Annotated in this window: 13 protein-coding genes; 5 read left to right on the forward strand and 8 right to left on the reverse strand. The window is 71.2% G+C overall.

All coding sequences use genetic code 11. From position 1 onward, the window contains the following. The first annotated feature begins 118 nt into the window (after positions 1 to 118). On the forward strand, positions 119 to 3,028 hold the full coding sequence (locus IE198_RS28685) for a helix-turn-helix transcriptional regulator (protein WP_229834426.1): 2,910 nt from the start codon (positions 119 to 121) through the stop codon (positions 3,026 to 3,028). A gap of 33 nt (positions 3,029 to 3,061) precedes the next feature. Here IE198_RS28685 and IE198_RS28690 read toward each other — a convergent pair whose 3' ends face one another. Genes IE198_RS28690 through IE198_RS28700 form a run of 3 tightly spaced genes read right to left on the reverse strand, consistent with a single transcriptional unit; the run spans position 3,062 to position 8,227 of the window. Further along, positions 3,062 to 5,233: a bifunctional serine/threonine-protein kinase/ABC transporter substrate-binding protein gene (locus IE198_RS28690; protein WP_189891763.1), complete on the reverse strand. Its 2,172-nt coding sequence runs from the start codon at positions 5,231 to 5,233 to the stop codon at positions 3,062 to 3,064. A 10-nt stretch (positions 5,234 to 5,243) separates the two neighbouring features. Beyond that, the gene (locus IE198_RS28695) at positions 5,244 to 7,541 is read right to left on the reverse strand and encodes a bifunctional serine/threonine-protein kinase/ABC transporter substrate-binding protein (RefSeq protein WP_189891842.1); all 2,298 of its coding nucleotides are present in this window, start codon (positions 7,539 to 7,541) and stop codon (positions 5,244 to 5,246) included. Then, positions 7,541 to 8,227: a hypothetical protein gene (locus IE198_RS28700; protein WP_229834428.1), complete on the reverse strand. Its 687-nt coding sequence runs from the start codon at positions 8,225 to 8,227 to the stop codon at positions 7,541 to 7,543. Before IE198_RS28700 ends, IE198_RS28695 begins: the two co-directional genes overlap by 1 nt. 528 nt (positions 8,228 to 8,755) lie before the next feature. Between IE198_RS28700 and IE198_RS28705 the strand changes: the two genes are divergently transcribed. Both IE198_RS28705 and IE198_RS28710 read left to right on the forward strand, forming a co-directional pair. Further along, positions 8,756 to 9,100: a hypothetical protein gene (locus tag IE198_RS28705; RefSeq protein ID WP_189891765.1), complete on the forward strand. Its 345-nt coding sequence runs from the start codon at positions 8,756 to 8,758 to the stop codon at positions 9,098 to 9,100. Continuing rightward, positions 9,100 to 9,750 carry a hypothetical protein gene (locus IE198_RS28710; protein ID WP_189891768.1) on the forward strand — a complete coding sequence of 217 codons (651 nt, stop codon included), beginning with the start codon at positions 9,100 to 9,102 and terminating at the stop codon, positions 9,748 to 9,750. The genes IE198_RS28705 and IE198_RS28710 overlap by 1 nt, the downstream gene beginning before the upstream one ends. Positions 9,751 to 9,942: 192 nt before the next feature. On the opposite strand, the gene IE198_RS28715 is transcribed toward IE198_RS28710, so the two are convergent. From IE198_RS28715 to IE198_RS28725, 3 genes are all read right to left on the reverse strand, one after another. Further along, positions 9,943 to 10,509, reverse strand: a complete 567-nt coding sequence (locus IE198_RS28715; protein ID WP_189891770.1) for a hypothetical protein — start codon at positions 10,507 to 10,509, stop codon at positions 9,943 to 9,945. A 369-nt stretch (positions 10,510 to 10,878) separates the two neighbouring features. After that, entirely contained in the window at positions 10,879 to 12,441 is a 1,563-nt protein-coding gene (locus tag IE198_RS28720) for a mucoidy inhibitor MuiA family protein (protein ID WP_189891772.1), read from the reverse strand. A gap of 8 nt (positions 12,442 to 12,449) precedes the next feature. After that, positions 12,450 to 14,516, reverse strand: coding sequence for a DUF4139 domain-containing protein (locus tag IE198_RS28725; protein WP_189891846.1), 2,067 nt, complete (start codon positions 14,514 to 14,516; stop codon positions 12,450 to 12,452). A gap of 110 nt (positions 14,517 to 14,626) precedes the next feature. Here IE198_RS28725 and IE198_RS28730 point away from each other — a divergent pair, with 110 nt between their 5' ends. After that, entirely contained in the window at positions 14,627 to 15,169 is a 543-nt protein-coding gene (locus IE198_RS28730) for a nitrobindin family protein (RefSeq protein WP_189891774.1), read from the forward strand. A 7-nt stretch (positions 15,170 to 15,176) separates the two neighbouring features. Here IE198_RS28730 and IE198_RS28735 read toward each other — a convergent pair whose 3' ends face one another. Continuing rightward, the gene (locus tag IE198_RS28735; RefSeq protein ID WP_189891777.1) at positions 15,177 to 15,995 is read right to left on the reverse strand and encodes an SDR family NAD(P)-dependent oxidoreductase; all 819 of its coding nucleotides are present in this window, start codon (positions 15,993 to 15,995) and stop codon (positions 15,177 to 15,179) included. Between the two features lie 334 nt (positions 15,996 to 16,329). On the opposite strand from IE198_RS28735, the gene IE198_RS28740 reads away from it, so the two are divergent. Then, positions 16,330 to 17,058 carry a hypothetical protein gene (locus tag IE198_RS28740; protein ID WP_189891779.1) on the forward strand — a complete coding sequence of 243 codons (729 nt, stop codon included), beginning with the start codon at positions 16,330 to 16,332 and terminating at the stop codon, positions 17,056 to 17,058. Positions 17,059 to 17,765: 707 nt separating this feature from the next. Here IE198_RS28740 and IE198_RS28745 read toward each other — a convergent pair. Further along, positions 17,766 to 20,855 (reverse strand): tetratricopeptide repeat protein, encoded by a 3,090-nt coding sequence (locus IE198_RS28745; protein WP_189891781.1) that lies wholly within the window; start codon positions 20,853 to 20,855, stop codon positions 17,766 to 17,768. Positions 20,856 to 21,135 lie beyond the last annotated feature (280 nt).

The following is a 21,135-nucleotide window of genomic DNA, read 5'->3' on the forward strand; positions in this document are numbered from 1 at the left end:
CCTGCCCCGACGGCGACGACGGTGATGATGACGTTTCTATGAAAGTATCGGCTGGTTGTGCAGGCAGGGTTGCGCAGGAGCGACCACTCGGGAATGAACACGCGGACGTGGTGGGGGAATGGACGCTCTGGAGCCGGCGTGGGACGAGACGGCGACCATGCTGGTCGGCAGAGCTGACGAACTGAAGCGGCTCATCTCGGTGATCGGCAGTCTGGGGCAGGACGGCGTTCCCGCTGTCGTGGACATCGCCGGAGACGCCGGCATGGGGAAGAGCCGGCTGCTGAGCGAGCTCTGTGGGCGGGCGCGGCAGGATGGGCTGACCGTGCTGCGCGGCAGGGCCACGGAGTACGAGCAGCACACTCCGTTCCAGACGTTCACGGACGCGTTCGCCGACGTCGATCGTGCCTTTCTCGACTCGGATGCCGTGCCCGAGGTGGCGGCAACGGTGCTGCGCGGAGCCGACGGTGCGCAGGGCTCGGATTCGGGTTTGGGCAACCGTGACCGGTTCGGCCTCTATCGCGCCGTCGCGGAAGTGCTGACCAGGCTCGGTGAGCGCAGCGGGTTGGTGATGGCCCTGGACGACCTGCACTGGGCGGATCCCGCGTCCTTGGAGTTGTTGGACCATGTGATCCGGCACCCGGTGGGCGGCCGGGTGCTTCTGGTCGTGACCCGACGAGAACGGCAGACGCCGCACTCCCTTGCCGCTGCTCTGACACGCGGCGTCGACAGTGGGGCCGTACTGCGTATGGCGCTGCGACCGCTGCCCGAGCAGGCGTCGATCGAGGCGCTCGCCTCCGACCTGCCACCGGGAGACGCGAAGCAGATCTATGAATCCAGCGAGGGCAACCCGCTGTACCTCCACTGCCTTCTGCACGCCTACCGCCATGGCGCGTCGTCGCGCGGCACCACCCTCCGGGCCCACGACGACACCGCCTCCGCAGTGCCGAGCGGACTGGGATCCCTGCTCCTGGACGAACTGACTGCGCTGACCGCGACGCAGCGCCGTACCGCCGAAGCAGTGGCGGTCCTCGGCGACCATGCCACGCCCGCAATGCTGAGCCTGACCACCGGACACATCACGCCGGAGGAACTCGACGACTGCGTCGGTGCACTTGCGCGGCGCGATCTGCTGCGCATGGGGTCCGACGGCCGCTGGACACTGCGCCACCCGCTGCTGCGGGCACTGGTCTACGAGAACACCGCCGCACCACGCCGTGCCGAGATCCACCGCGGCGCGGCGGACGAACTGGCCCGGGCCGGTGCCTCCGCCGCCGAGCGTGCTCATCACGTCGAGCGGTCGCTGGTCGGCTGGGATCCCATGTCGGCGGCCGTGTTGAGTGAGGCGGCCGCCCAGTGCGCCCACACGGCGCCCGCGACGGCCGCTCATCTGCTGGACGTCGTCCTCCGGCTCATGCCGGACACGCCCACCTGCGCACAGCAGCGTGGAGAGTTGACACTGGCGCGCGCCAGAGCACTCGCTGTGGGCGGCAGCCTGCGGGAAAGCCGTGACCTGCTCCACACGCTGATCAGTAGGTCCGGGCAGGACGGCGCATCGCTGCGCAGGGATGCGATAGCGCTGTGCGCCATGATGGAACGGCATCTCGGACACTCCCCCGAAGCGACAGCCCTGCTGCAGCGGGAACTGGCCCGCAGTCCCGGCCCCGAGCCCCGCCAGGCGGTCTCCTTGGGACTCGCGCTGGGCATGGCCGCCCTGAACACCGTCTCCTACCCCGACGTACGTGACGAGATCGAGCGGACGCTTGCGGTGGCACGCTCCCACGGCGACCTCATGGGAGAGATGGGGGCCTTGGCGCTGGGGTCGTTGGGAGAGGCATACGAAGGGGAGACGGCGGCGGCCCGCCGGCTCGCCGATGTCGCCGCCGGGCTCGCAGACGCTCTGACCGACCCCAACCTCACGGAACTGTGCGAGTCGCTGGTGTGGCTGGCCTGGGCGGAAGCCCTGCTCGAGCGCTATGCCGACGCGGAACGCCACGCCGACCGGGGTCTGGACATCGCCCGCCGCAGCGGTCAGGTCCACGTCCTGCCACACCTGTTGAGCAGCAAGGCCTTTGTGCACCTCAACACCTGTCGGCTGCCGTCCGCCCTGGAGTCGGCCGAGGAGGCGGAATCCATCGCACGAGCCATTGGCAGCAGTGATCTCCTGGCCTTCACTCTGTGCTTCAAAGCGTTGATCCTTCTCCTGCGCTGCCCCCTGGGCGACACCAGGGCCTTGACGACCGCAGAGGAGGCCGTGGCTGCAGCCGGCGGAAGCAGACACTGGTGGGCGTCGTTGGCCAAGTGCGTGCTCGGCCACACGGCGCACGTGAGCGGCGACCCGCACCGTGCGCAGGACGCCATCCTGAAGGCCGGCGGTCCCGAACTGTTGGGGCTGCAGCCCTCCGTACGCCCTGGCCAGCTGGAAACCCTCGTCGGCACCGCCATCGCGGTCGGCGACGCCGATCAGGCCGCGCGCTGGGCCGAACAAGCCGTCGAGGAAGCCGACCGGATGGGTCTTCACGGTCAGCGCGGGGCGGCACTGCGCGCCCAGGCGGCGCTCGCCCAGCATCACGGTGACAGCCGCGCGGCCGCACAGCTCTTCGAGCGCGCCGCGCAGGCGTACGCGCCGTCCGGTGCGACGGTCTGGGAGGCGTACTCCCTGCTGTTGGCGACTGCCCAGGCGCAGGCCGCCGGCGACGGTCCGCGCGCCGTCGCGATGTGGGAGCGGGCCCGCCGTCTCGCCGACGACGGCGGCGCGCGCCTGCTGTCCGACCTGGCCTCGATCGTGCGCCCCCAGGCCGAGGCAACCTTGCGCGCACCCACGGAGCTCGACCAACTGACCACACGTGAACGGGAGATTGCCGAACTCGTTGCCGAAGGACTGAGCAACCAGGCCATCGCGACGAAGCTGTACCTCAGCCGCCGCACGGTCGAGACCCACCTGTCGGCCATCTATCGGAAGACCTCCGTGCCGTCCCGCTCGGCACTGGCAGGCCTCATGACGCGTGCGGCCCTCGACCGTCGCGCGTGAACAACGCACCACAGTTGAGGCACGACGCATGGCTCAGGCCGTGGCGTCCCGGTAGTCGCCGAGGCAGCGGAAGGCGCCCCCGGTCGCCCGGAACAGGTACATCGCGTCCGTGAAGCGGTAGGTCGACGAGTCGTAGCGCAGCCGTTTGGTGCTCCCCCGGTAGTCCGTCTCGCGCAACCGGCCCACGATCGCGCCCCGTTCCGCGCGTGACGCGCCCAGCGCCGTCATGGCGCGGGCCACGAAGAGCGTCGCGTCGTAGGCCTCGGCGGAGTACCGGGGCGGGGCGGTGCCGAAGCGTGCGCGGTAGGCGGTGACGAACGGCTTCGCGGCCGTCACAGTGGTCGGATCGAGGAATGCGGTGGCGAACACCCAGCCCTCGGCGGCGTCGCCCGCCGAGGCGAGGAAGCGGGAGTCGAGGGCGCGTTGGGTGGCCAGCCGGGCACCGGAGTAGCCGGCGGAGCGCAGCGCGCGGGCCAGCCGCGCGGCCCGCGCGTACCCACCGGCGAACACCACCGCGTCCGCTCCGGCATCCGTCACCGACTCCGCGAGGGCACGGAAGTCGTCGGCCGAGTCGTCCGCGGCGGCGAGGGTGTGCCGGACCATGGTGCGCTGCCCGGATCGCATGGCGTCGTCGACGCCCGCGCACAGACGCCAGCTGAAGTCGCCCTCGGCGGTGTCGTCGATCACCACCGTGTTGTGGGCCCCGGCGGTGCGGACGAGGTACGTGACGATGGGCGCCGCAAGGGTCGTGTCGTCGGGGCGGGTGGGCGTGTACACCCTGTAGGTGGTGGGGGACACATCGTCGAGTCCGACCGACACGGTGACCATCGGGAGCAGTGCCTGCTGGTAGAGGCCGAGGGTGGCCTTCGCGCAGGCGTCGGTGGTCGGCCCGAGCACCGCGCGGACCCGCTCGTCGGCCGCCAGTCGCCGGGCGACCTGCCGCGCCCGGGTCGCGTTGCCTTCGTCGTCGTGCACCTGGAGTGTCAGGTCGAAGCCCCGGCCGGCGCGGGAGTTGAGCTGGTCGACGGCGAGCCGGACGCCGTTTTCCTGGGCGCGGCCCGTCGTACGGCCGCTGCCGCTCAGGTCGGCGTGCAGGGCGACCGCCAGACGCGGCAGCCGCGCCTCGACGGCGTCCGTTGTCGAGGCGCGGCCGGGGCGGTTCGCCGTCCACCAGGCCGCCGTTCCGCCGGCGGACAGGACCCCGGCGGCCGAGCCCAGTACCAGGAAGCGGCGGCGCGTGGCGCCTCCCGGGCCGGCCGCCGTCTCTTGGCCGGGGGGTGCGTCGGCCGCCGTCGCCCCGGACACCTCGGTCGCCTCGACGGCGGGCAGGGCGAGGGCGGCGGCCGAACGGCGCGCGATCAGCTGGACCAGGGACTCCGGCAACCAGCCCCCGCCCTCGCCCGCACCGTCCAGGGCCCGCCGTACCTCGGCCACGGCCGGCCGGGAGCCGGGCCCCTTCACCAGGCAACCCCGCAACAGCGGCAGCAACGGTTCCGGTACGCCGTCCAGGTCCGGCTCGTCGTGGACCGTACGCATCAACATCTCGGCCGAGGAGCCCCGCCCGAAGGGGCGCTCGCCCGTCACGGCGTACGCCAGCAGACAGCCGAGTGAGAAGACGTCACTGGCCGGCCCGATCTCCCGGCCCCTGCCCTGGGCCTGCTCGGGGGAGAGGAATCCGGGGGAGCCGACCACCATCCCGCTGGCGGTGAGCGCGGTGTCCTCCGGCATCCGGGCGATACCGAAGTCGATCATCCGGGGTCCGTCGACTGCGAGCAGCACATTGCCGGGCTTGACGTCCCGGTGCACAAGACCCGCCCCGTGCACCGCGTCCAGCGCCTCGGCCAGCCGCGCTCCCAGGACGCGGACGGTCCCGTACGGCAGCGGGCCGCACTCCTCCACCGCCTCCGCCAGTGAGGGTCCGGGCACGAACGCCGTGGCGAGCCAAGGAGACTCAGCGTCCGGGTCCGCGTCGAGCAGCGGCACCACCCAGGGGTTGGTGACCCTGCCCGCCGTTTCCACCTCCCGGCGGAAACGGGCCCGGAATCCCTCGTCGTCCGCGTACGCCGCGCGGATCACCTTCACCGCGGCGAGCGCGCCTCCGGGGCAGCGGGCCAGGTACACCACGCCCATGCCGCCCGCGCCCAGCCGGCGCAGCAACCGGTAGCCCGCGAGCCTGGCCGGGTCGGCGCCGCGCAACGGCTTCATCAGCGTCCCATCAGGTGGACACCTGGTAGGGCGCCACGCCCTGGTACGCGAACCGGCCGCCGTCGACCTTCCACAGGTACACCCCGCTGCCGTCGATGACCAGGGTCCCGGTCGTCTTGTCGAACGCGAAGTTCCTGGCGATCCCCTTGTAGGTGGCCGAGCGCAGCGCCGTGGTCAGGCTCTGCCGGGTGCGGCGCGCGGCGGTCAGCGAGCCCAGACTCTTCACGGCGAGTTGCGCCACGTCGTACGTCTCGACGGCGTACCGCTGCGGCTCCGCGCCGAAACGCTTGCGGTAAGCGGCCGTGAACGCCTTCGCCTCGGGCGCCACGGTGGCGTCCATGACCGGGGCGACGATCACCCAGCCGTCGGCCGCGTCCCCCGCGGCGGACAGGAACCGGGCGTCGAGCACCCCCTGCGCGGCGGCCCTGGCCCCCGGGAAATCACGGTTGCTCAGTTCCCGGGCCAGCCGCGCGGCGCGGTCGTGATAGCCGGCGAAGACCACCGAGTCGGCGCCCCCGTCCAGCAGGGCGTCCAGGGTCGGCCCGAAGTCGGTGCGCAACGCACTGACCACCTTCGGCACGGCCGGCTGCCGTTCGTCCCGAAGGATCTGGGCGAGGGTGCTGCTGATCTCCCAGGCATGGGCGTCCGCCGCTCGGTCGTCGACGATCCCGACCGTGCGCGACTTCGCGATGCCGCGCAGGTACGCGTCGAGGTAGAGCGAGAGGATCGCGTCCGTCACCCGGGCGTGCAGGAAGGACCGGCTGCCGATCACCCCCAGCGCGGTGGCGCCGGGCGACACCGCGATCAGCGGCAGCGAGGCGGCGTCATACGTGGCCAGCGAGGTCAGGGCGGTGGCGTCCGTGGTGGGACCGATCACGGCCAGCACGGAACGGTCGGCGACGAGCTTCTTGGCCGCTTCGGGTGCCCGGGCCGGATCGCCGCCGTCGTCCACCGTCTTCACGGCGAGTGTGAAGGGCCTGTTCGCACGGGAGTTGAACTCGTCGACCGCGAGCCGCAGCCCCCGCTCCTGAGCCCGGCCGACCGCTTTCTGATCACCGGTCAGGTCAGCGTGCAGACCGAGGGTGTGCACTGAGCCGGTGGCCGTCGGGATGGGGCCGTCGTTCTTGCCGTCACGGGAGAGCGCCCACCACGCGGCCAGTCCGCCCCCGGCCGTGGCGGCCGCCGCGCCCCCGGTCAGGAGCAGGAAACGGCGCCTGCCGATGGCACGGGTCGGAGGCCGAGTGGCTGTGGTGTCCGTCGGAGCGGCGCCGGCGGACTCGGGGTCAACCTCGGTCTCGTCGACGGCGGGCAGCGCGAGCCCGGCGGCCGACCGTTCCGCGATCAGCCGGACCAACGGCTCGGGGAGCCAGGCCTCGTCACCGGGGGCCCGCTCCATCTCGCCGGGGGCGCGCTCCTCTTCGCCGGGAATTTCGTCCTCGGGCGATTGAGGACGTACCGCCCGCAGGGCCTCCCGCGGGTCGGGAGGCGAGGCGGGCGACGAGGTCGTGGCGTCGGTGAAGGCCTCGGACAGCGCCTCGGCCGTGGGCCGCAGCTCCGGGTCCTTGTCCAGACAGCCGCCCACCACCTCGGCGAGCTCCGCCGGAACACCCTCCACGTCCGGCGCGTCGTGCACGGTGCGGTACAGCAGCGCGTCGAGAGCCCCGGTACCGAACGGAGGGCGGCCGGTCGCGGCGAAGGCCAGCACGCACCCCAACGAGAAGACGTCTCCGGCCGGTCCCGGATCCCGCCCGCCCCGCGCCTGTTCCGGTGGCAGGAACCCCGGCGTGCCCACCACGACACCGGTTGAGGTGAGCGCGGTTTCCCCGGGATCACGGGCCACACCGAAGTCGATCAGCCGTGGTCCGTCGAGCGCCAGGAGCACATTGCCGGGCTTGACGTCCCGATGCACGAGACCTGCCACGTGGAGCTCCCGCAGCGCCTCGGCGAGCCGCGCCCCCAGCACCCGCAGGCTCCGCACCGGCAGCGCCCCGTGCGCGGCGACGGCCTCGCCGAGCGAGGGGCCGGGGATGAACGCGGTCGCCAGCCAGGGCTGCTCCGCCTCGGGGTCCGCGTCCACGAGGGACGCCACCCAGGGGCTGGTCATCCGGCGGGCGGTGTCCGCCTCGCGCCGGAACCGCTCCCGGAAATCGGTGTCCTCGGCGTACTCGGCCTGGATCACCTTCAGGGCGACCAGGGTTCCGACGGCCGAGCGGGCCAGGTACACCACACCCATGCCACCCGCGCCGAGCCGTCCGAGCAGCCGGTGGCCCGCCAGCTTGGTGGGGTCGGAAGTACGCAGCGGCTCCATCATTCCCCCTTCAGCCGCTGCTCGATGCGCGTCAGCATCTGAGCCAGGGCCTTGCTGCCCAGTTGTTCCAGTTCCTGCGCGGTGTTCCCCTTGGCACCCGTCGCGGAGACGGCCACGACGACGGTGCCCAGCCGGGCGACCATCCACCGGTACGGCTGTGCGGCACCGCCGTTCCCGACGTACTCGCCGGCCTCGACGACGTAGTCGTCGGCATACCCCTGTTCGCGGGCGCCGAAGGGGGTGCCGAGCGACATCAGACCCGTGATCCGCTCGTCGGACCGGGGCCGCTGTTCCGGGCAGCGCAGCACCTCTTCGAGGGTGGTGCTCAGCTGTTCGTCGGCGCCGAGGACGGAGGCGTGCACGGTGGCCACGGCCGTCACCTTGACCGCGCCCTTGCCTCCGCCGGCAGGCAGACTGCTGTAGCGGGACGCGCTCGCCAGCACCCCGTGCGGGAGCTTCTCACGCTGCCAGCGACAGCTCCCGTTCAGCACGGCCCAGGTGCCCGGGGTGCTCTCCCCCGGATCCTGGGCGACGAAACCCCGGCCCCAGTCGCGCGGGGCGAGCACGACGGACTCGGCCAGGCGGCGCCCGTCCTTCGAGGTCCGGGGGACGAGGGAGGCATCGGGCGTGAAGCCGGAAGTGGCGGCGGACGAGCCACCCGACGGGGGCGCTGCGGCGCTCGGCAAGTCACTGGCCGACGTGCTCGGTGACCTCCTGGCCGAGGGCGAACCGCTCTGCCGGGTAGCCCCGTCTTCCGGCTGGGCCGAACACCCGGCCAGCAGACTCCCCGCCACCAGCAAGGTCACCCAACTGCCCCGCATTCCATGGGCGTTGTCTGTCACTCGGTCCCCTCAACACCGTTTGCACCGTCCGACGCATCGAACGTAGACGGCTGGGAGGGAAGGCACCTCAGTGGAACCACGTATTCGGCTACGTATTCTGCAGGTGTGCCGCCTGGGGCAATCCCGGCCGACGCCCAGCCCAACGCGCAGCTGTCCAAGACGCATCCCAGCCTGCGGTCGCGACGACTTGGGACGGCGGCAACGCGTGGTCGGGCGCGGAGGGACCGCACGTACACGCGCTGCCGTGAGGCTCCGGCGGCTTGGACGACCGCTCCGGGCGCTGAACCTACGTACTCGATTACGTAGTTCCCCGGAAGCCTCCAGGAGATGCCGCGGAGGAGACTCACGCGACGGACGACGACGGGGGCTTCGATGACGGGCGACTTTTCGGACGGCTGGTGGGCGCTGCTGCTTTTCCCGGTGGCGCTGTGGGTGCCGTTCGGACCCTTCATCATGGGCACGCTGGGAGTGTGGTGCGCCCGTAGACCCGGCTGGCGGCCACGATTGTGGTCAGTGCTGGTGCCGCTGGAGCCGGTGGGGTTTCCGGTCACCCACACGATGCTGCCCCTGGACGACTTGGACGATCCGACCCAGAGGGACGACTTCCTGGGCGTGCTCTACGTCATGGTCCTGGGCACAACCGCACTGCCCTGGCTGCTCGGCTACGGCATCACGCGCGTGACGCGCACCCTGCGCGCCCGCCGGGGTCGGGTCTGATGGCGACGCAGGACGGGGAGTCCGCCACCACGACTGACCGGACCTCTCTGGCGTTTCGCGGCACCACCGCCTATTTCGCGGTGTCACTGGCCATCATTGGGCTGTACGTGGCGTGCCTGTTCGGCGCGAAGGTCCTCGCCGGTGCCGGGTGGGTCGGCACCCCGGGCCGGCTCGCGGTCGAGCGGTGCGTGGACCACGAGTCGACCTCGTCCGACGGTTACGCCGTCCGGACGTACCGGTGCTCCGGCACCTTCCGCCCGGACGACGGCGGACCGGAGATCGAGCACGTCACGCTCAAGGGCGGCCGCGGCGACGCGTACGTGCCGCCGCGGCCGGGAAGCTGGTGTTACGGCAACTCGCCGGACCGTCCCTGGTGGTGCAAGGGTGACCAGCCGACCTCGGTTGCGGTGCGCTATCTCGGCGGCGAGGCGTGGATGTTCGGCAGCGGCCTCTTCGTGCCGGGTCCCGTGTCCCTCTTCGGCCTGTGCGTCTTCGGGCTCGGGCTGCTGCTGACCCTCCAGCAGATGGTGTGGCCGGACCCCGAACGGCGCCCGCGGTGGCTGCGGCGCCGCATCTACGACATCTGCGTGGTCGGAACGCTCAGTTGGGTGGTACTACTGGCCGCGCTGGCGTTCGACGTCAACGGCTGACAACGGGTCCGCGCCCAGCCGTACCCAAGCACCCGTACGACGACGACCCACTGTACGCGGTGGTCACGTGTGGAGGGACGTTCCGGAACCCACCCGTGCACGTCCCTGAAGGGCCTGGGACCCTGCCCACCGTCCGCGACTCACCCGCATCGCTGTTTCCCTTCGTCGCGTTGCGTGATGCCGTGGCGGCGCTCAGAGGGTGGGGAAGAGCACTGCGAAGAAGAGCCACAGCAGTACGGCCCAGAAGGCCGCCGCCGCCAGCGACACGAGCAGGGAGCTGCGCCACCTGAGCACCAGGAACGGGAAGAGCCCCAGGGCCGCCCAAAGACCGGCCACGTCGATCGACATGCGGGCGGCCTGACCAAGGGTTTCCGCGCGCCCCGCGGCGATACGGCGCAGCAACCGCTGGGAGACGAAACCGTACAGGCCGAAGACGATCGGGAAGAGCCACAGCGGGGTGATCGTGACCAGCTCGGACTCGGAGAACTCGTTGAACATGACCAGGTAGACGAGGGCGGCGCCCAGCACACCGGCGATCAGCGCGGTCACGTAGAGGGCGGTCAGGGCGGCCGGCTCCGCCGCACCGGCAGGCGCGGGATCGGGCGCGAGCACGGGCGAGGCGTACGGAACATCGGCCGACGGGGCCCGGACCACCTGGTGGCAGTGGGGGCAACGGACGTCCTGCTCGGCGCGGTCGGCCGGAGCCGACATCAGGTGCCCGCACGAGGCGTGGAATTCCACTTGCTGACGCTGGTTCATGCGTTGCCTCCCCTTTACCGCTCCCGTATTGCTCGACGCCGGTGACGCGTCGGTCGACCGCAACAGCCCCGGCCCAAGGGACAAGAATGCCAGAGAGCGTCAAGCCTGCCCCGACGCACGGCTCGTGGAGCGATCTTCACAGCTGCGAGCCTCCCCCAGCATCCGGGAAACTGCGTACTCGCACACGTAGTCGCGCGGACCGTGGCCGTTACGGCTGGGCGAAGAGTCCGCGAGTTGCCGTTCCGCAACCGGCACCTGCCCAAACGGCGGGAAGCACGGTGGTTGAGGGCGTAACTGGTCCGTGGATGGACTGGACTTGGTCGGCCGGGCGCTGACGCGCTGGGCGCGGCGCGAGCGCGGCCCACGAGCTCAGAGTCCGGTGACTTTGGCACTCGCCGACAGCTCGTAGACCAGGGTGACCGTGCGGCGGCTGCCGGGTGGGAGGGCGACGTCCCAGCGGGCGATGCCCTCGGCATCGACCACGTCGGGCGCCGGGGAGCATGCATCCTTGTGCAGGCGTATCTCCACCGCCGAGACCTCGGAGACCGGGATCCGCTCCCGAAGGACGACCACCCGCTCGCCGTGCTCCCCGGGGGCGGAGAACCGGGACAGGTGCAGCCGGACCGTGCGGGTGACCACGGTCCGCTGTGTGATCCCGGCGGTGTCGCGGGACTCCTCGGCATGCCGGACCACCCTGTAGTCGTCGCAGCTGCCGAAGGCCAGCTCGACGGGGGCGCCGGGGGCGGTGAAGTCCAGCGTGCCGCGGCCGCTGAATCCGCTGCCACGGACCAGGTCCACGGGCCCGGCGAGCAGCGCGTGGCCGGACAGGTTGTCGAACCGCACCACCTGGGTGACCAGGGGGGACAACTCCGGTGAGCAGGCGTACTCACTGCGCGCGGCCGTGGTGAACGCGGAGAGCGGCACACGGTGGGCGCGGCCGTCACCGGGCACCGAGACCGGCGCGGGGGATCGCAGCACCCGCGCCTCGCCGCCGTCGTCCACCCCGGGCAGGCCGAGTACCGGGGCCGGGCCGAGGGCCCCGATCTCCTCCTCGCGCAGTTCGACGTCGACCGTGCGGTGCTCTGCTGCGGAGCGGTCCTTGAGCGTCAGCCGGTCCTCGCCCAGCCGTGGCGGATCGGTGGCCAGCGCCGAGCGGGCCGTCGACAAGGTCAGCCGTACGCCCGACCAGTCCTCACCGGTGCGCTGCCAGACCATCGCGTCGGTCTCCAGCGTCAGGGAGCCCCCGTCGAGCACCGCCCGGTAGGCGGGCCGCCACAGCGCACACGGGGTGAGGTGGCTCAGGCGCAGCCCGACCGGCCCGGCGACCGCGGCCTCCACGGTCAACTCGATATGACCGACCAGCTCGGCGGGCTCCTCCTCGGAGAGGTGCATGGCCCGCTGGGCTTCCTCGAGTTCGGCAGCGAGGACGGCCAGCCGGGCCTCCACGGTGCGAAGTTGCTCGCCGTACGCGTCTCGCTCCTCGTCCACCCGGTCAAGTTCGCGGTGCCAGCGGGACCGTTCGCTCTCCCCGGAGCCGGCGCCTTCGCCGATCTCCCGCAGCAGATCGGCGGCGAGGCGGCCGAGCAGGTCAAGGCGGGCATGCAGCCGGTCGCGTCGCCGCCCCAGGGCCGGCCGCTCCTCTTCGAGGGCGTGTATGCGGTGGCGCAGGGCGGAGTCGTCGTCGGCGGACGGCAGCGGCCCGCGCGGCGTCCAGCTCCGTACGATCCGTACGTCGAGCACGGTCGCGGGATGATCGGCCGTCAGCTCGGCGTGGAGGGTCCGGTCGACGGCCAGCGCACTGACCGGTCCCAGACGCAGCCGCTGGACCCCGGCCTCCAGGTCGAGCACGACGGTGCGCTCGATGTGGGCGCGGTCCTCAAGGCATGTGACGGCGGTGACGGGGAGGGCGATCGGCTTCGGGGCCGTGGACATGGCGGGTTTCAGCTCCTGCGGTTGCCGCCGACCAGGGCCTTGCCGGTCGGGATGCGGATCTCGTAGCCGCCGTCGAGGGCGGCGGTGGTGCCTGCGGGCAGCTCCAGCCGCCAGAGGCGGGTGCCCGGCGCATGGCGGTCTGGCCCCGTGCCCTCCCCCGGTGTCGTCCAGTCGGCCCGTTCCTCGATCCGGACGTCCGGTTCGGAGGTGACCGGCACCCGCTCGTGGACTTCGACGGTGGCGGGCCGCGCAAGCCGGTTGGCCAGCTCCACGTGGACGCGGTGGTCGAGCACGGTGGTGTTGTTGCGCAGGCCCGAGGTCGACTCGTGCAGGTTCGTACGGCGGGTGACCCGAATGCCCTCGGCCGGCCCGAGCCCCACCCGGCGGACACCGCCGGGGGCGAGCGTGGGCAGTGCGGCGGTCAGCAGGAAGTCGTCGTCGACGGTGACCTCGACCGGGCCGGCCAGGAGTGCCTGGTCGGTTGCGTTGGAGAGCACCAAGGTCGCGTACACGGTCTGCTCCACGGACGGCACGCAGAGGTACTCGGTGCGCAGGCCGACCGGGATCTCGCCGACGGTGACGGTGTGCCAGGTCCCGTCCGACGGTATGTCGCCGCGGGCGGCGGCATCGAAGCGGTGGTCGAAGGAACCCGCCGACTCGCGGGGCCGCACGGCGTGGCCGGGCAGCGGCAGCGCGGCCACCGCTTCGGCGCGGCGGCGGTACTCAGCCGCCACCGGGTCGAAGGGAGAGTCGGGAAACAGCCGGCCTCTGCGACCGCCCTGCTCGTCGGGGCCGCGAAGGACAAGGGCGGCGTAGTCGAGCTCGGCGCCGCTCGGCTGCGGCGGACCGGGCACCGGTGCCGCAGGGGGTGGCGGCGCAGCCCGGCCAGGAGCCGCGGGCGCCATGGCGGCGGGGGCACCCGCGAAGGACCTGCCGCCGGCACCCGGCCTGCCGGCCGGTCGTGACCGGGCCGGCCGCGCGAGGTCGGGTACCCCTCCGCCGGAGGCCTCCGGCGGAGCGCCGTAAGCGCTGCCGGGCACCGGGAACGCTCCGGGCGGACCGCCGTAACCCTGCGGTGCCGGCGGCGGTGGCGGAACGGGACCGGGCGCGGAGCCGGCCGCGACAGCCACGGGTGCGGCGGTCGTGGCTGGGCCAGGGCCTGCCGCGTCGTAGCCGGCGAACAGGTCGCCGAGCCCGGCCGGGGGCTCGCGCCAGCCGGAAGGCGCGGGAGCGGGCTGACTGCGTCCGATCCGGATCGAGCGGAGCCTGGGCAGGTCGGTGCGCCGCCGAAGATCGGCGGTGGCCAGGGCGATGCGCACGCCGGTCCAGTCCTCGCCGGTCCGCTGGGCGACCGAGGCGCGCAGCACCAGACGGCCGCTGCCGTCGCCCTGTCGGTGAGTGAGACGGTAGGCCGGCACCCAGACGGCGCCCGGCACCCCGTATTCCAGCTCCAGCTCCACCTCCGCGTCCCCCGTGCCGTCGAGGGTCAGGACCGCGCAGACCGTGGTCTCCACGTGCGCTGACGGTGCGTCGGTGGAGGCGCGGGCGAGCCAGTCGGCGGCGACGGTGAGCTCGTGCTCGACGGTGCGCAGCGCCTCCTCGAGCTCGACGAGGCGGGTGTGCAGTCCCGTAAGCCGCTCGTCGACGAAGTCGGCGAGTTCCAGCCACGCGTCGACCGGGGTGCGGCGGTGCGGGTCCTCGCGCCTGCGCGCAGGTGGGACCGGGTGGAGAGCCCTGACCTCCTCGATCAGGCTCAGCTGTCGGTCCCGGCGTCCCTGCGCCGCCGCGTACGCGTCGCGCAGCAGCTCGACCTCGCGCCGCAGCTCGTCGGGCGTGCCCGTGCCGAGCGGCTCGGCCTCGACTTCCACCCGGGCCTCGGTGACGCGCACCCCGGGGGCGCCCAGGACATGGGCTCGCAGCGAATCGGGGTCCAGCGAGCGGGGCAGCCCCGTCACCCGTACCCGGCCGTCGGGCGGCACGCTGCCCCGGGCCAGGCGGCGGCAGACCGCGCCCTGCGCGTACACCACGACCGAATCGAGGGTCGATGCCCACCTGTGTGCCGGCTCAGCCGTCATGTACTCCGCCCCCCGCGCCGCGTTCATGCTGAGCGAAGCCTACGCCCGGCCGGTCCGCGCGTCCGCCTAAGCTGCGGTCCGGCACCGGCCTCGATCCAGGAGCGCACCTCATGTTCGACCCCGCCCGGAAGCCCCCGTATCCCGACGCCCTGCGCCCGGACGACGCACCCGCACCGCACGCACTGCTCGCGCCGGTGATCGGGCTGCTGGGTACCTGGGCCGGCCGGGGCCGGGGCGGATATCCGACCCTCGACGAGGAGTTCACGTATGCGCAGGAAGTCACCTTCCGCCACGACGGGCGGCCCTTTCTCCACTACGAGGCGCGCGCCTGGCTGCTCGATGCGGACGGTACCCCGCTGCGGCCGTCGGCCCGGGAGAGTGGCTGGTGGCGGCTCCAACCCGAGGGGCGGGTCGAGGCGTTGATCACCCAGCCCACCGGCGTCGCGGAGATCCTGGTCGGCAGCGCCGACGCCGGCACGGTCGACCTCAGCAGCCACGAGGTGGCTCTCGCTCCCACGGCCAAGGAGGTGAGCGCCACCCGCCGCCGCTACACCGTGACGGACGAGGACACGCTCGACTTCGTCCATGATCTCGCGGCGGTCGGTCAGCCGCTGCAACACCACCTTTCGGCACGGCTTCGACGAAACCCCTGACCAGGCGTCAGGCGTGCGGTGCCCGTGGTTCGATCCGGAAGTCGAAGGCGAGTGTGCCGGGGTCGAGGGCGGTCACGCCGCCGTCGACGGTGAGGACGGCTCCGTTGACGAAGGAGGAGGCGGGCGAGAGCAGCCAGGCGACGGCCTCGGCGACCTCGCGCGGCTCACCGGGACGCCCGGCGGGCAGGACACGGGTCACCTCCTCGTACGCCGCCTCGACACCGCCTTCGCCCAGCCCCGCTTCGTCGGCGAACCGGCTCATCCGGCGGTCCGCCATGTCGGTGCGCACCCAGCTCGGGCATACGGTGTTGGCGCGCAGTCCCTTGGCCCCGTAGTCGACCGCGAGGGAGCGGCAGAGCTGGAGGAGCGCTGCCTTGGAGGTGGCGTAGGCGGCACTGCCCACGCCGCTCAGCAGGGCCGATACCGAGGCGACCGCGACCACCGCGCCCCGGGCGTCGAGCAGATGCGGGAGCGCGGCGCGCAGCAGGTGGAACGGGCCGGTGAGGTTGGTCCGCATGACGGCGTCCCAGTCCTCGAGCGTCACCTCGCCCACCCCTCCGCCGCGCCCGATACCGGCGTTGAGGACGAGCCCGTCGAGGCGGCCGTGCGCGTCGACGGCCGCGTCGACGAGTGCCCGTACCGCGTCGGGGTCACCGATGTCGGAGGGGACGGCCAGGGCTCCGGTCTCCTCCGCGACGAGCCGCAGCGGTTCGGGGCGGCGCCCGGAGATCACCACGTGGTGCCCCGCTTGGTGCAGCAGCCGGGCGGTGGCGGCGCCGATGCCCGTCCCGCCGCCGGTCACGAGGTACACGCGCTGGTCCGCCATGGTCGTCGAGCCTCCGTCGTCCGCCGTCTTCGTGATCCTATGCACCGGAGCGACGGCAGCTTCCGGCGGATTACGGCTTCGGTCGGTCGGCCGGTCGGCGTAGTCCTCGATCAGGTCGCCGATGAGCGCGAGCAGGGCGTCGGCCCGGTGCCGGTCCTCACGCTGGTTCCGCAGGGCTTGGTCGAGCGCGTCCGAAGTCTGGCCAGGGCGGCGGGTCCCGGGCTCTCACCCCTGTCGAGCAGCGGTGTGGCTCACACCCTGGGAGTGTTCTTCGAACACGGGACCTGCTGAGCGGGTACGACTGCCCCAAGCGCGCGTCGTTAGGCTGCGAGGCATGCGCGTCCACCCGATCTCGCCCCCGTCCGTCTACGGACGCCTCCCCGTCGAGCGGCAGAACCTCACCCCCGCCCGCTGGCTGGAGCAGCGCCCGCCCGACAACGACGGATTCGGCACAGTGGCGGGGGTGTGCGCACCCGGCTTCGACTCATACGCGCGGATCCTCCACCCGGCCCGACTCGGTGAGGAACCAGTGCGGTGGGACCGAGTCGCCGCCGCGTACGAACGATCAGTGTCCGCGGAGACGCGCTGGCACGAGCTCATCGGCGCCCGAGATCCCATCCTCTACCGCAACGACGACACCCCGGCCGTCCCCGGCGTCTGGGACGAGCATCCGCACGAGGGCCCAACCCCTGCCGACATGGCCCGCACCCTGATCTCCGTGCTGTCCCAGCACACCCGTACCCCTGACCGCTGCTGGTACGGACTGTGGGACGGCTACGGCCACTACGACTGGAACGACACACCGGTCTTCCGCACCCCCGGCCGCAACGAGATCCTGCTCGCCGGCCCTCTCAACGATGCCGACTCGCCCGCGCAAGACCCCCACGAGGCGTGGCTCGAGATCCCCGACCTGTGGTGGCCTCAGGACCGTGCCTGGTGTGTGGGCGGCGACGTCGACCTGGTGAGCACATACGTCGGAGGTTCGGCAGCCTGCATCGCACAACTCCTCGCGACCTCGGGCCTGGAGGCACACGCAGTAGCCGAGACATCCACGGTCAACTGACCCGGACGACCCTCAGGCCGACGCAAGCAGCTTCCATTGCCTCGCCGACGTCGCGCTCCAAGGGAGTGTGATCGCTGTCCTCACCGGCGGGGGCGCCACACCCCCCGCCGTCAAGGTGGAGCGCAGCCGGTCGGCTGCGAGCCCACGGCCCGTTCACTGCCACATCCGATTCCTGGCTCCCGGACCGCGCGGCAGGCGCGCAGTGATCCCGCATCCGACCAGGCCCCATCAGTAGGCGTACGCACCCGAGTTGGCGAGTCCGGGCCCGCACTTCGTGTTCCGCTCGGGCGAACGTCACGGCTGTGCACTGTGACGGTGCATGGGTGGCCGATCGAGTATCTCGATGTACATGATCCGGCCGTCCACGACGTCCAGGATCAGCATGCCTTTCGAGGGCGAGAGAGGCACGCACCGATGGCCCGGGCCGTACGGCTGACCCTGCGGATGATCTGCCGTCCGGATGCTCTGGCAAAAGTCATCGCCACAGCCGCACTCGTCAACCAGACGCAGATCCCACGCGCAGATAGCCGGCTCACGTGCTCCTTCATCCTCCAAGAGGGCAGGCAGCTCGGCGACGAGATCTGGGAAGACGTCGCGAATGAGGGGTGGTCCTGCTCCATGGGTGGACGGTAGCCGGGGCGGCTGGCTGAGCGCGATGACGTGATACTCAGCCACAGGCAGCAAGATCACGGTCTACCGCTGGAGTATCAGTCCGGTGGCCCCCACGAGCTCGGGAGCTCCGCATCCGGGTCGGCGTCGCGTACCTGGGCGTACAGGGCCATTCCTTCTTCGAACGCGGCCAAGGATTTCCCGTATTGGCCCACTGCGCCCAGCGAGTTTCCCAGATCGATCAAGGCCACGGCGAGGTGGGGTTGGTATGCCATTGTGTCAACTTCTGCCAGGCGCCGATAGATTTCGACCATCTCCTGGGCGGCGAGCACGGCCTGTTCGAAGTTTTGGCTTTGATACAGGTTGTCACCGAGATGACTCAGCAACTGGGCGAGCAGCGGCAGATGCGCCTCTCGACCGGCCGGTGGAAGGCCTCGCAGTGCGCCGATTGCCTTTCGGATTCGGTCCATGGCCTGTTCGCGATGTCCCAGCGCCCACAGCTTGACGGCAAGATTGTTCAGCGATGCCGCAAGGCCGGGTACGTACTCGTCGGGGTTGGTTTCGGCGAGGCCTTGGAAGAGGTCGACCGCTTCATGGGTGCGGGCCAGCGCCTGCTCGTCGTACCCAAGGCAGGAAAGGATCTCTCCGAAATTGTTCAGCGCTCCGCCGAGGTCCGGTAGGTGGGCATCGGGATTCGTCTCGACGAGGACTGAGTAGTGGGCGACCGCCTGCTGGATGCAGTCCAGGGCCTGCTCGTGGCGCTGGAGCCGGCCCAGTCTGTTGGCGAGGTTGGTAAGGGCTGTTGCGAGGTCCTTCAGGTGGGCCGCGGGATTGTTCCTGGCCGCCTGTCGGTACAGCTCGACCGCTTCCATGGTGAGCTCCAGCGCTTCTTCGCTGTGCCTCAGGTTGGCACGGAGGGTGGCGAGGTTGTCGAGCGAGCCGGCGAGGACGGAGAGGTATGCAGGGCGATTCGCCCGGACGAGCCGCCGTCGGATTGCCACGGCCTCCTGTGCGGGTGGCAGTCCCTCGCTGTACCGCCCGAGGTGGAAGCAGCGGAGCGCCAGGTTGTTCAAGCAAGCCGCCAGACCGGGCTCGTAGATGTCAGGGCTGGTGCGTGCCAGCTGCCGGTATATGCCGACGGCCTCTTGGGCGGGAGCCAGCGCCTGGGTGTGCTGTCCGAGTCGCCACAACCTGTTGCCGAGGCTGCTCAGTGCGTCTGCGAACTCGGACAATTGGTAGTCGGCTCCCCCTGCCGTCTCCGCGAGTTGCCGTCGGAGTCGGACGCTTTCTTGTGTGGCCGCCAGCGCCCGTTCGTAGTCGCCCAGGTCGGAAAGAGAGATGCCGAGGTTCTGCAGTAGCCCTGCGTACACGAGCCCATGAAGGGCTGGTACAGGCTGGGGCATGTCCCGGAAGATGCCGGCACCTTCCTCGGCCGCCGCTACCGCCTCCACGTGCCGGCCTAGTTTCGACAACGCCCCGGACAGGCCGTTCAGCGATACGGCCAAGTCAGGCAGGTGGTTGCGCTCCGCCGTGGTCAGCCGCCGCCAGATGGTCGTGGCCTCGATCAAATGCGGCAAGGCCTCCTCGGGCAGGCCGGCCTCGAGCATGACGCTCGCCAGATTGGCGCACAGGTGCGCCCGCTCGGCGGGGTCGTCGGTGCGGCCGAGGCGGTGATCGGTCAAGATCTTCGCTATGGCAGCGGCGGCCGGCGCGAAGTCGACGCTACGGCGAGGGAGGTGCGGTTCGATGGCCTCGAGAACGGCGAGGTCGATGTCCCTGATCTCGGTGAGCCTGATCAGGGCGGCTCCGCCGGCGGCCACAGCGAGGTGGGGGTGAGTGGTCAGGAGGGTGTACAGCTGGACCTCGGCCACGTGGCGCCAGCGATTGGCCGTTTCGATCAGCACCGTCAGCGCCGTACGGGTCCACGGGTGCGGCGATGCTGCTCGCTGGTCTGTGGGAGCAAGAAGGCGGGTGGGTGCCGCCGTGGCCCAGTCGTCGGGGATGTAGTCGGGAAGGCTGTGGCCGGGAGTGCGCAGGGCGATGAAGTCCTCGCCGAGCCGGTCCGGGTAGAGGGGTTCCAGCACGGTTCCCGGTTCGGCGGGCGGATAGCACAAGGCATGGTCGCCCAGCATCCTCTGGGCATCCTGCGGCGTTGCTGCGCGGGTCCAGGTGAGTGGGCCCACGGCGGCCTGGCGGGTGAGCGGACGGGTGAGGGTCGCAAGGTAGGAGGTGCGGGCCATCTCCTGCGGTGGCGTCGCGACCTGGTCATGGTCGTACAGGGTCTGCCAGTAGTCGTGCTCGCGGTCGAGCAGATAGGCGGACAAGGCTGCAGAATCCATCAGCGTTTCCCGGCCGCGGGAGTACACGGCGACGAGCGCCGCCATGTGCAGGGTAAGAACCAAGTCGAACCCTGGTCCCGTCAGGGCTTCGGGCGGGGGCTCGGCAACCTCAGTGACGGGTGCACCCAAAGCCGTGGCGAACTGGTCCCGGGCGGAGGTCACCACCTGCCACCGCAGCGCGGGGTCCACTGCGATCGATTCCAGTTTGAGCGCTGCCGCCACATCCAGGCGCATCTTGTCCAGGAGACGGTGGCGCAGCGAGGGCCACCAGTTCCCGGCCGGCCGGGCAACCAGAAGGACGCGTGTCCGCTCAGGTCGGCGCAGCATGGAGTTACCGAGCAGCAGTTGCAGATCGTCGACGGGCCAACGCTCCGCATACTCCACGATCAGGAGAAGGGTCGGGCCGCAGTCTCCGGGGACGACCACCGTCAAGGCGGTCGGATCGCTCAGATGGTGCGCAGACCATACGGTCCAGCCCCGCTCGGCCGAGTCGGCCGCGAACTGGGCGGCGAGGCGAGTCTTGCCCTGCCCGCCTGGGCCGTGCACCAGCTTCACCGACACACCCTTGACCTCGTTGTCGCGCCAGCTGGAAAGCTCGGCCAGTTCGTCGTGGCGACCAGTGAATTCGACTATCCGGTTCTCGGCAGCCAACAACCGGCTGGGCCGGACGGATACCTCATTTACACTGGGCGGGGTGGACTGGAGCGGGAAGGGCTCCACCCGATAGACGGGACAACCGTTACGAATATGCATGTCCCCGTGCAGCACCGCATACAGGCTTCCGCCCGGATGCACAGTGTTGTCTTGCAGGTACCGGCCCTGGTCCTCAAGGTCATTTTCGCCCGTCATGCCTGTTCATCCAGTGGTCTGCGGGTGGGTCGGGTCATTACTCAGTGCAGGACGTGGCGCCGTACACGTGGCGCTGCTCGGCGTAAATCGTTTACGTCGTCCCGGGTGCGGACATTCAGGTCGGCTCTTTACGCGGCTGGTCGGGCCGTGCACCCGCCGAATCGTTGAGCGAGCAAGATTGTTCTTGCCAGGCTGAAACATGGGCACCGGAACGTGAAGCCATTTCCGTACAGCGCCGTACTCGCTCTCGCCACGTACTCCCTGCCATGTACCGGAGGGG

The organism is Streptomyces xantholiticus (assembly GCF_014651015.1).
In the GTDB taxonomy this organism is placed as follows: domain Bacteria; phylum Actinomycetota; class Actinomycetes; order Streptomycetales; family Streptomycetaceae; genus Streptomyces; species Streptomyces xantholiticus.

Coding starts and splice junctions, on each gene's coding strand:
- IE198_RS28685 (WP_229834426.1), top strand. CDS start 119: ATGGACGCTCTGGAGCCGGCGTGGGACGAGACGGCGACCATGCTGGTC.
- IE198_RS28690 (WP_189891763.1), bottom strand. CDS start 5,233: ATGAAGCCGTTGCGCGGCGCCGACCCGGCCAGGCTCGCGGGCTACCGG.
- IE198_RS28695 (WP_189891842.1), bottom strand. CDS start 7,541: ATGGAGCCGCTGCGTACTTCCGACCCCACCAAGCTGGCGGGCCACCGG.
- IE198_RS28705 (WP_189891765.1), top strand. CDS start 8,756: ATGACGGGCGACTTTTCGGACGGCTGGTGGGCGCTGCTGCTTTTCCCG.
- IE198_RS28710 (WP_189891768.1), top strand. CDS start 9,100: ATGGCGACGCAGGACGGGGAGTCCGCCACCACGACTGACCGGACCTCT.
- IE198_RS28715 (WP_189891770.1), bottom strand. CDS start 10,509: ATGAACCAGCGTCAGCAAGTGGAATTCCACGCCTCGTGCGGGCACCTG.
- IE198_RS28720 (WP_189891772.1), bottom strand. CDS start 12,441: ATGTCCACGGCCCCGAAGCCGATCGCCCTCCCCGTCACCGCCGTCACA.
- IE198_RS28725 (WP_189891846.1), bottom strand. CDS start 14,516: ATGACGGCTGAGCCGGCACACAGGTGGGCATCGACCCTCGATTCGGTC.
- IE198_RS28730 (WP_189891774.1), top strand. CDS start 14,627: ATGTTCGACCCCGCCCGGAAGCCCCCGTATCCCGACGCCCTGCGCCCG.
- IE198_RS28735 (WP_189891777.1), bottom strand. CDS start 15,995: ATGGCGGACCAGCGCGTGTACCTCGTGACCGGCGGCGGGACGGGCATC.
- IE198_RS28740 (WP_189891779.1), top strand. CDS start 16,330: ATGCGCGTCCACCCGATCTCGCCCCCGTCCGTCTACGGACGCCTCCCC.
- IE198_RS28745 (WP_189891781.1), bottom strand. CDS start 20,855: ATGACGGGCGAAAATGACCTTGAGGACCAGGGCCGGTACCTGCAAGAC.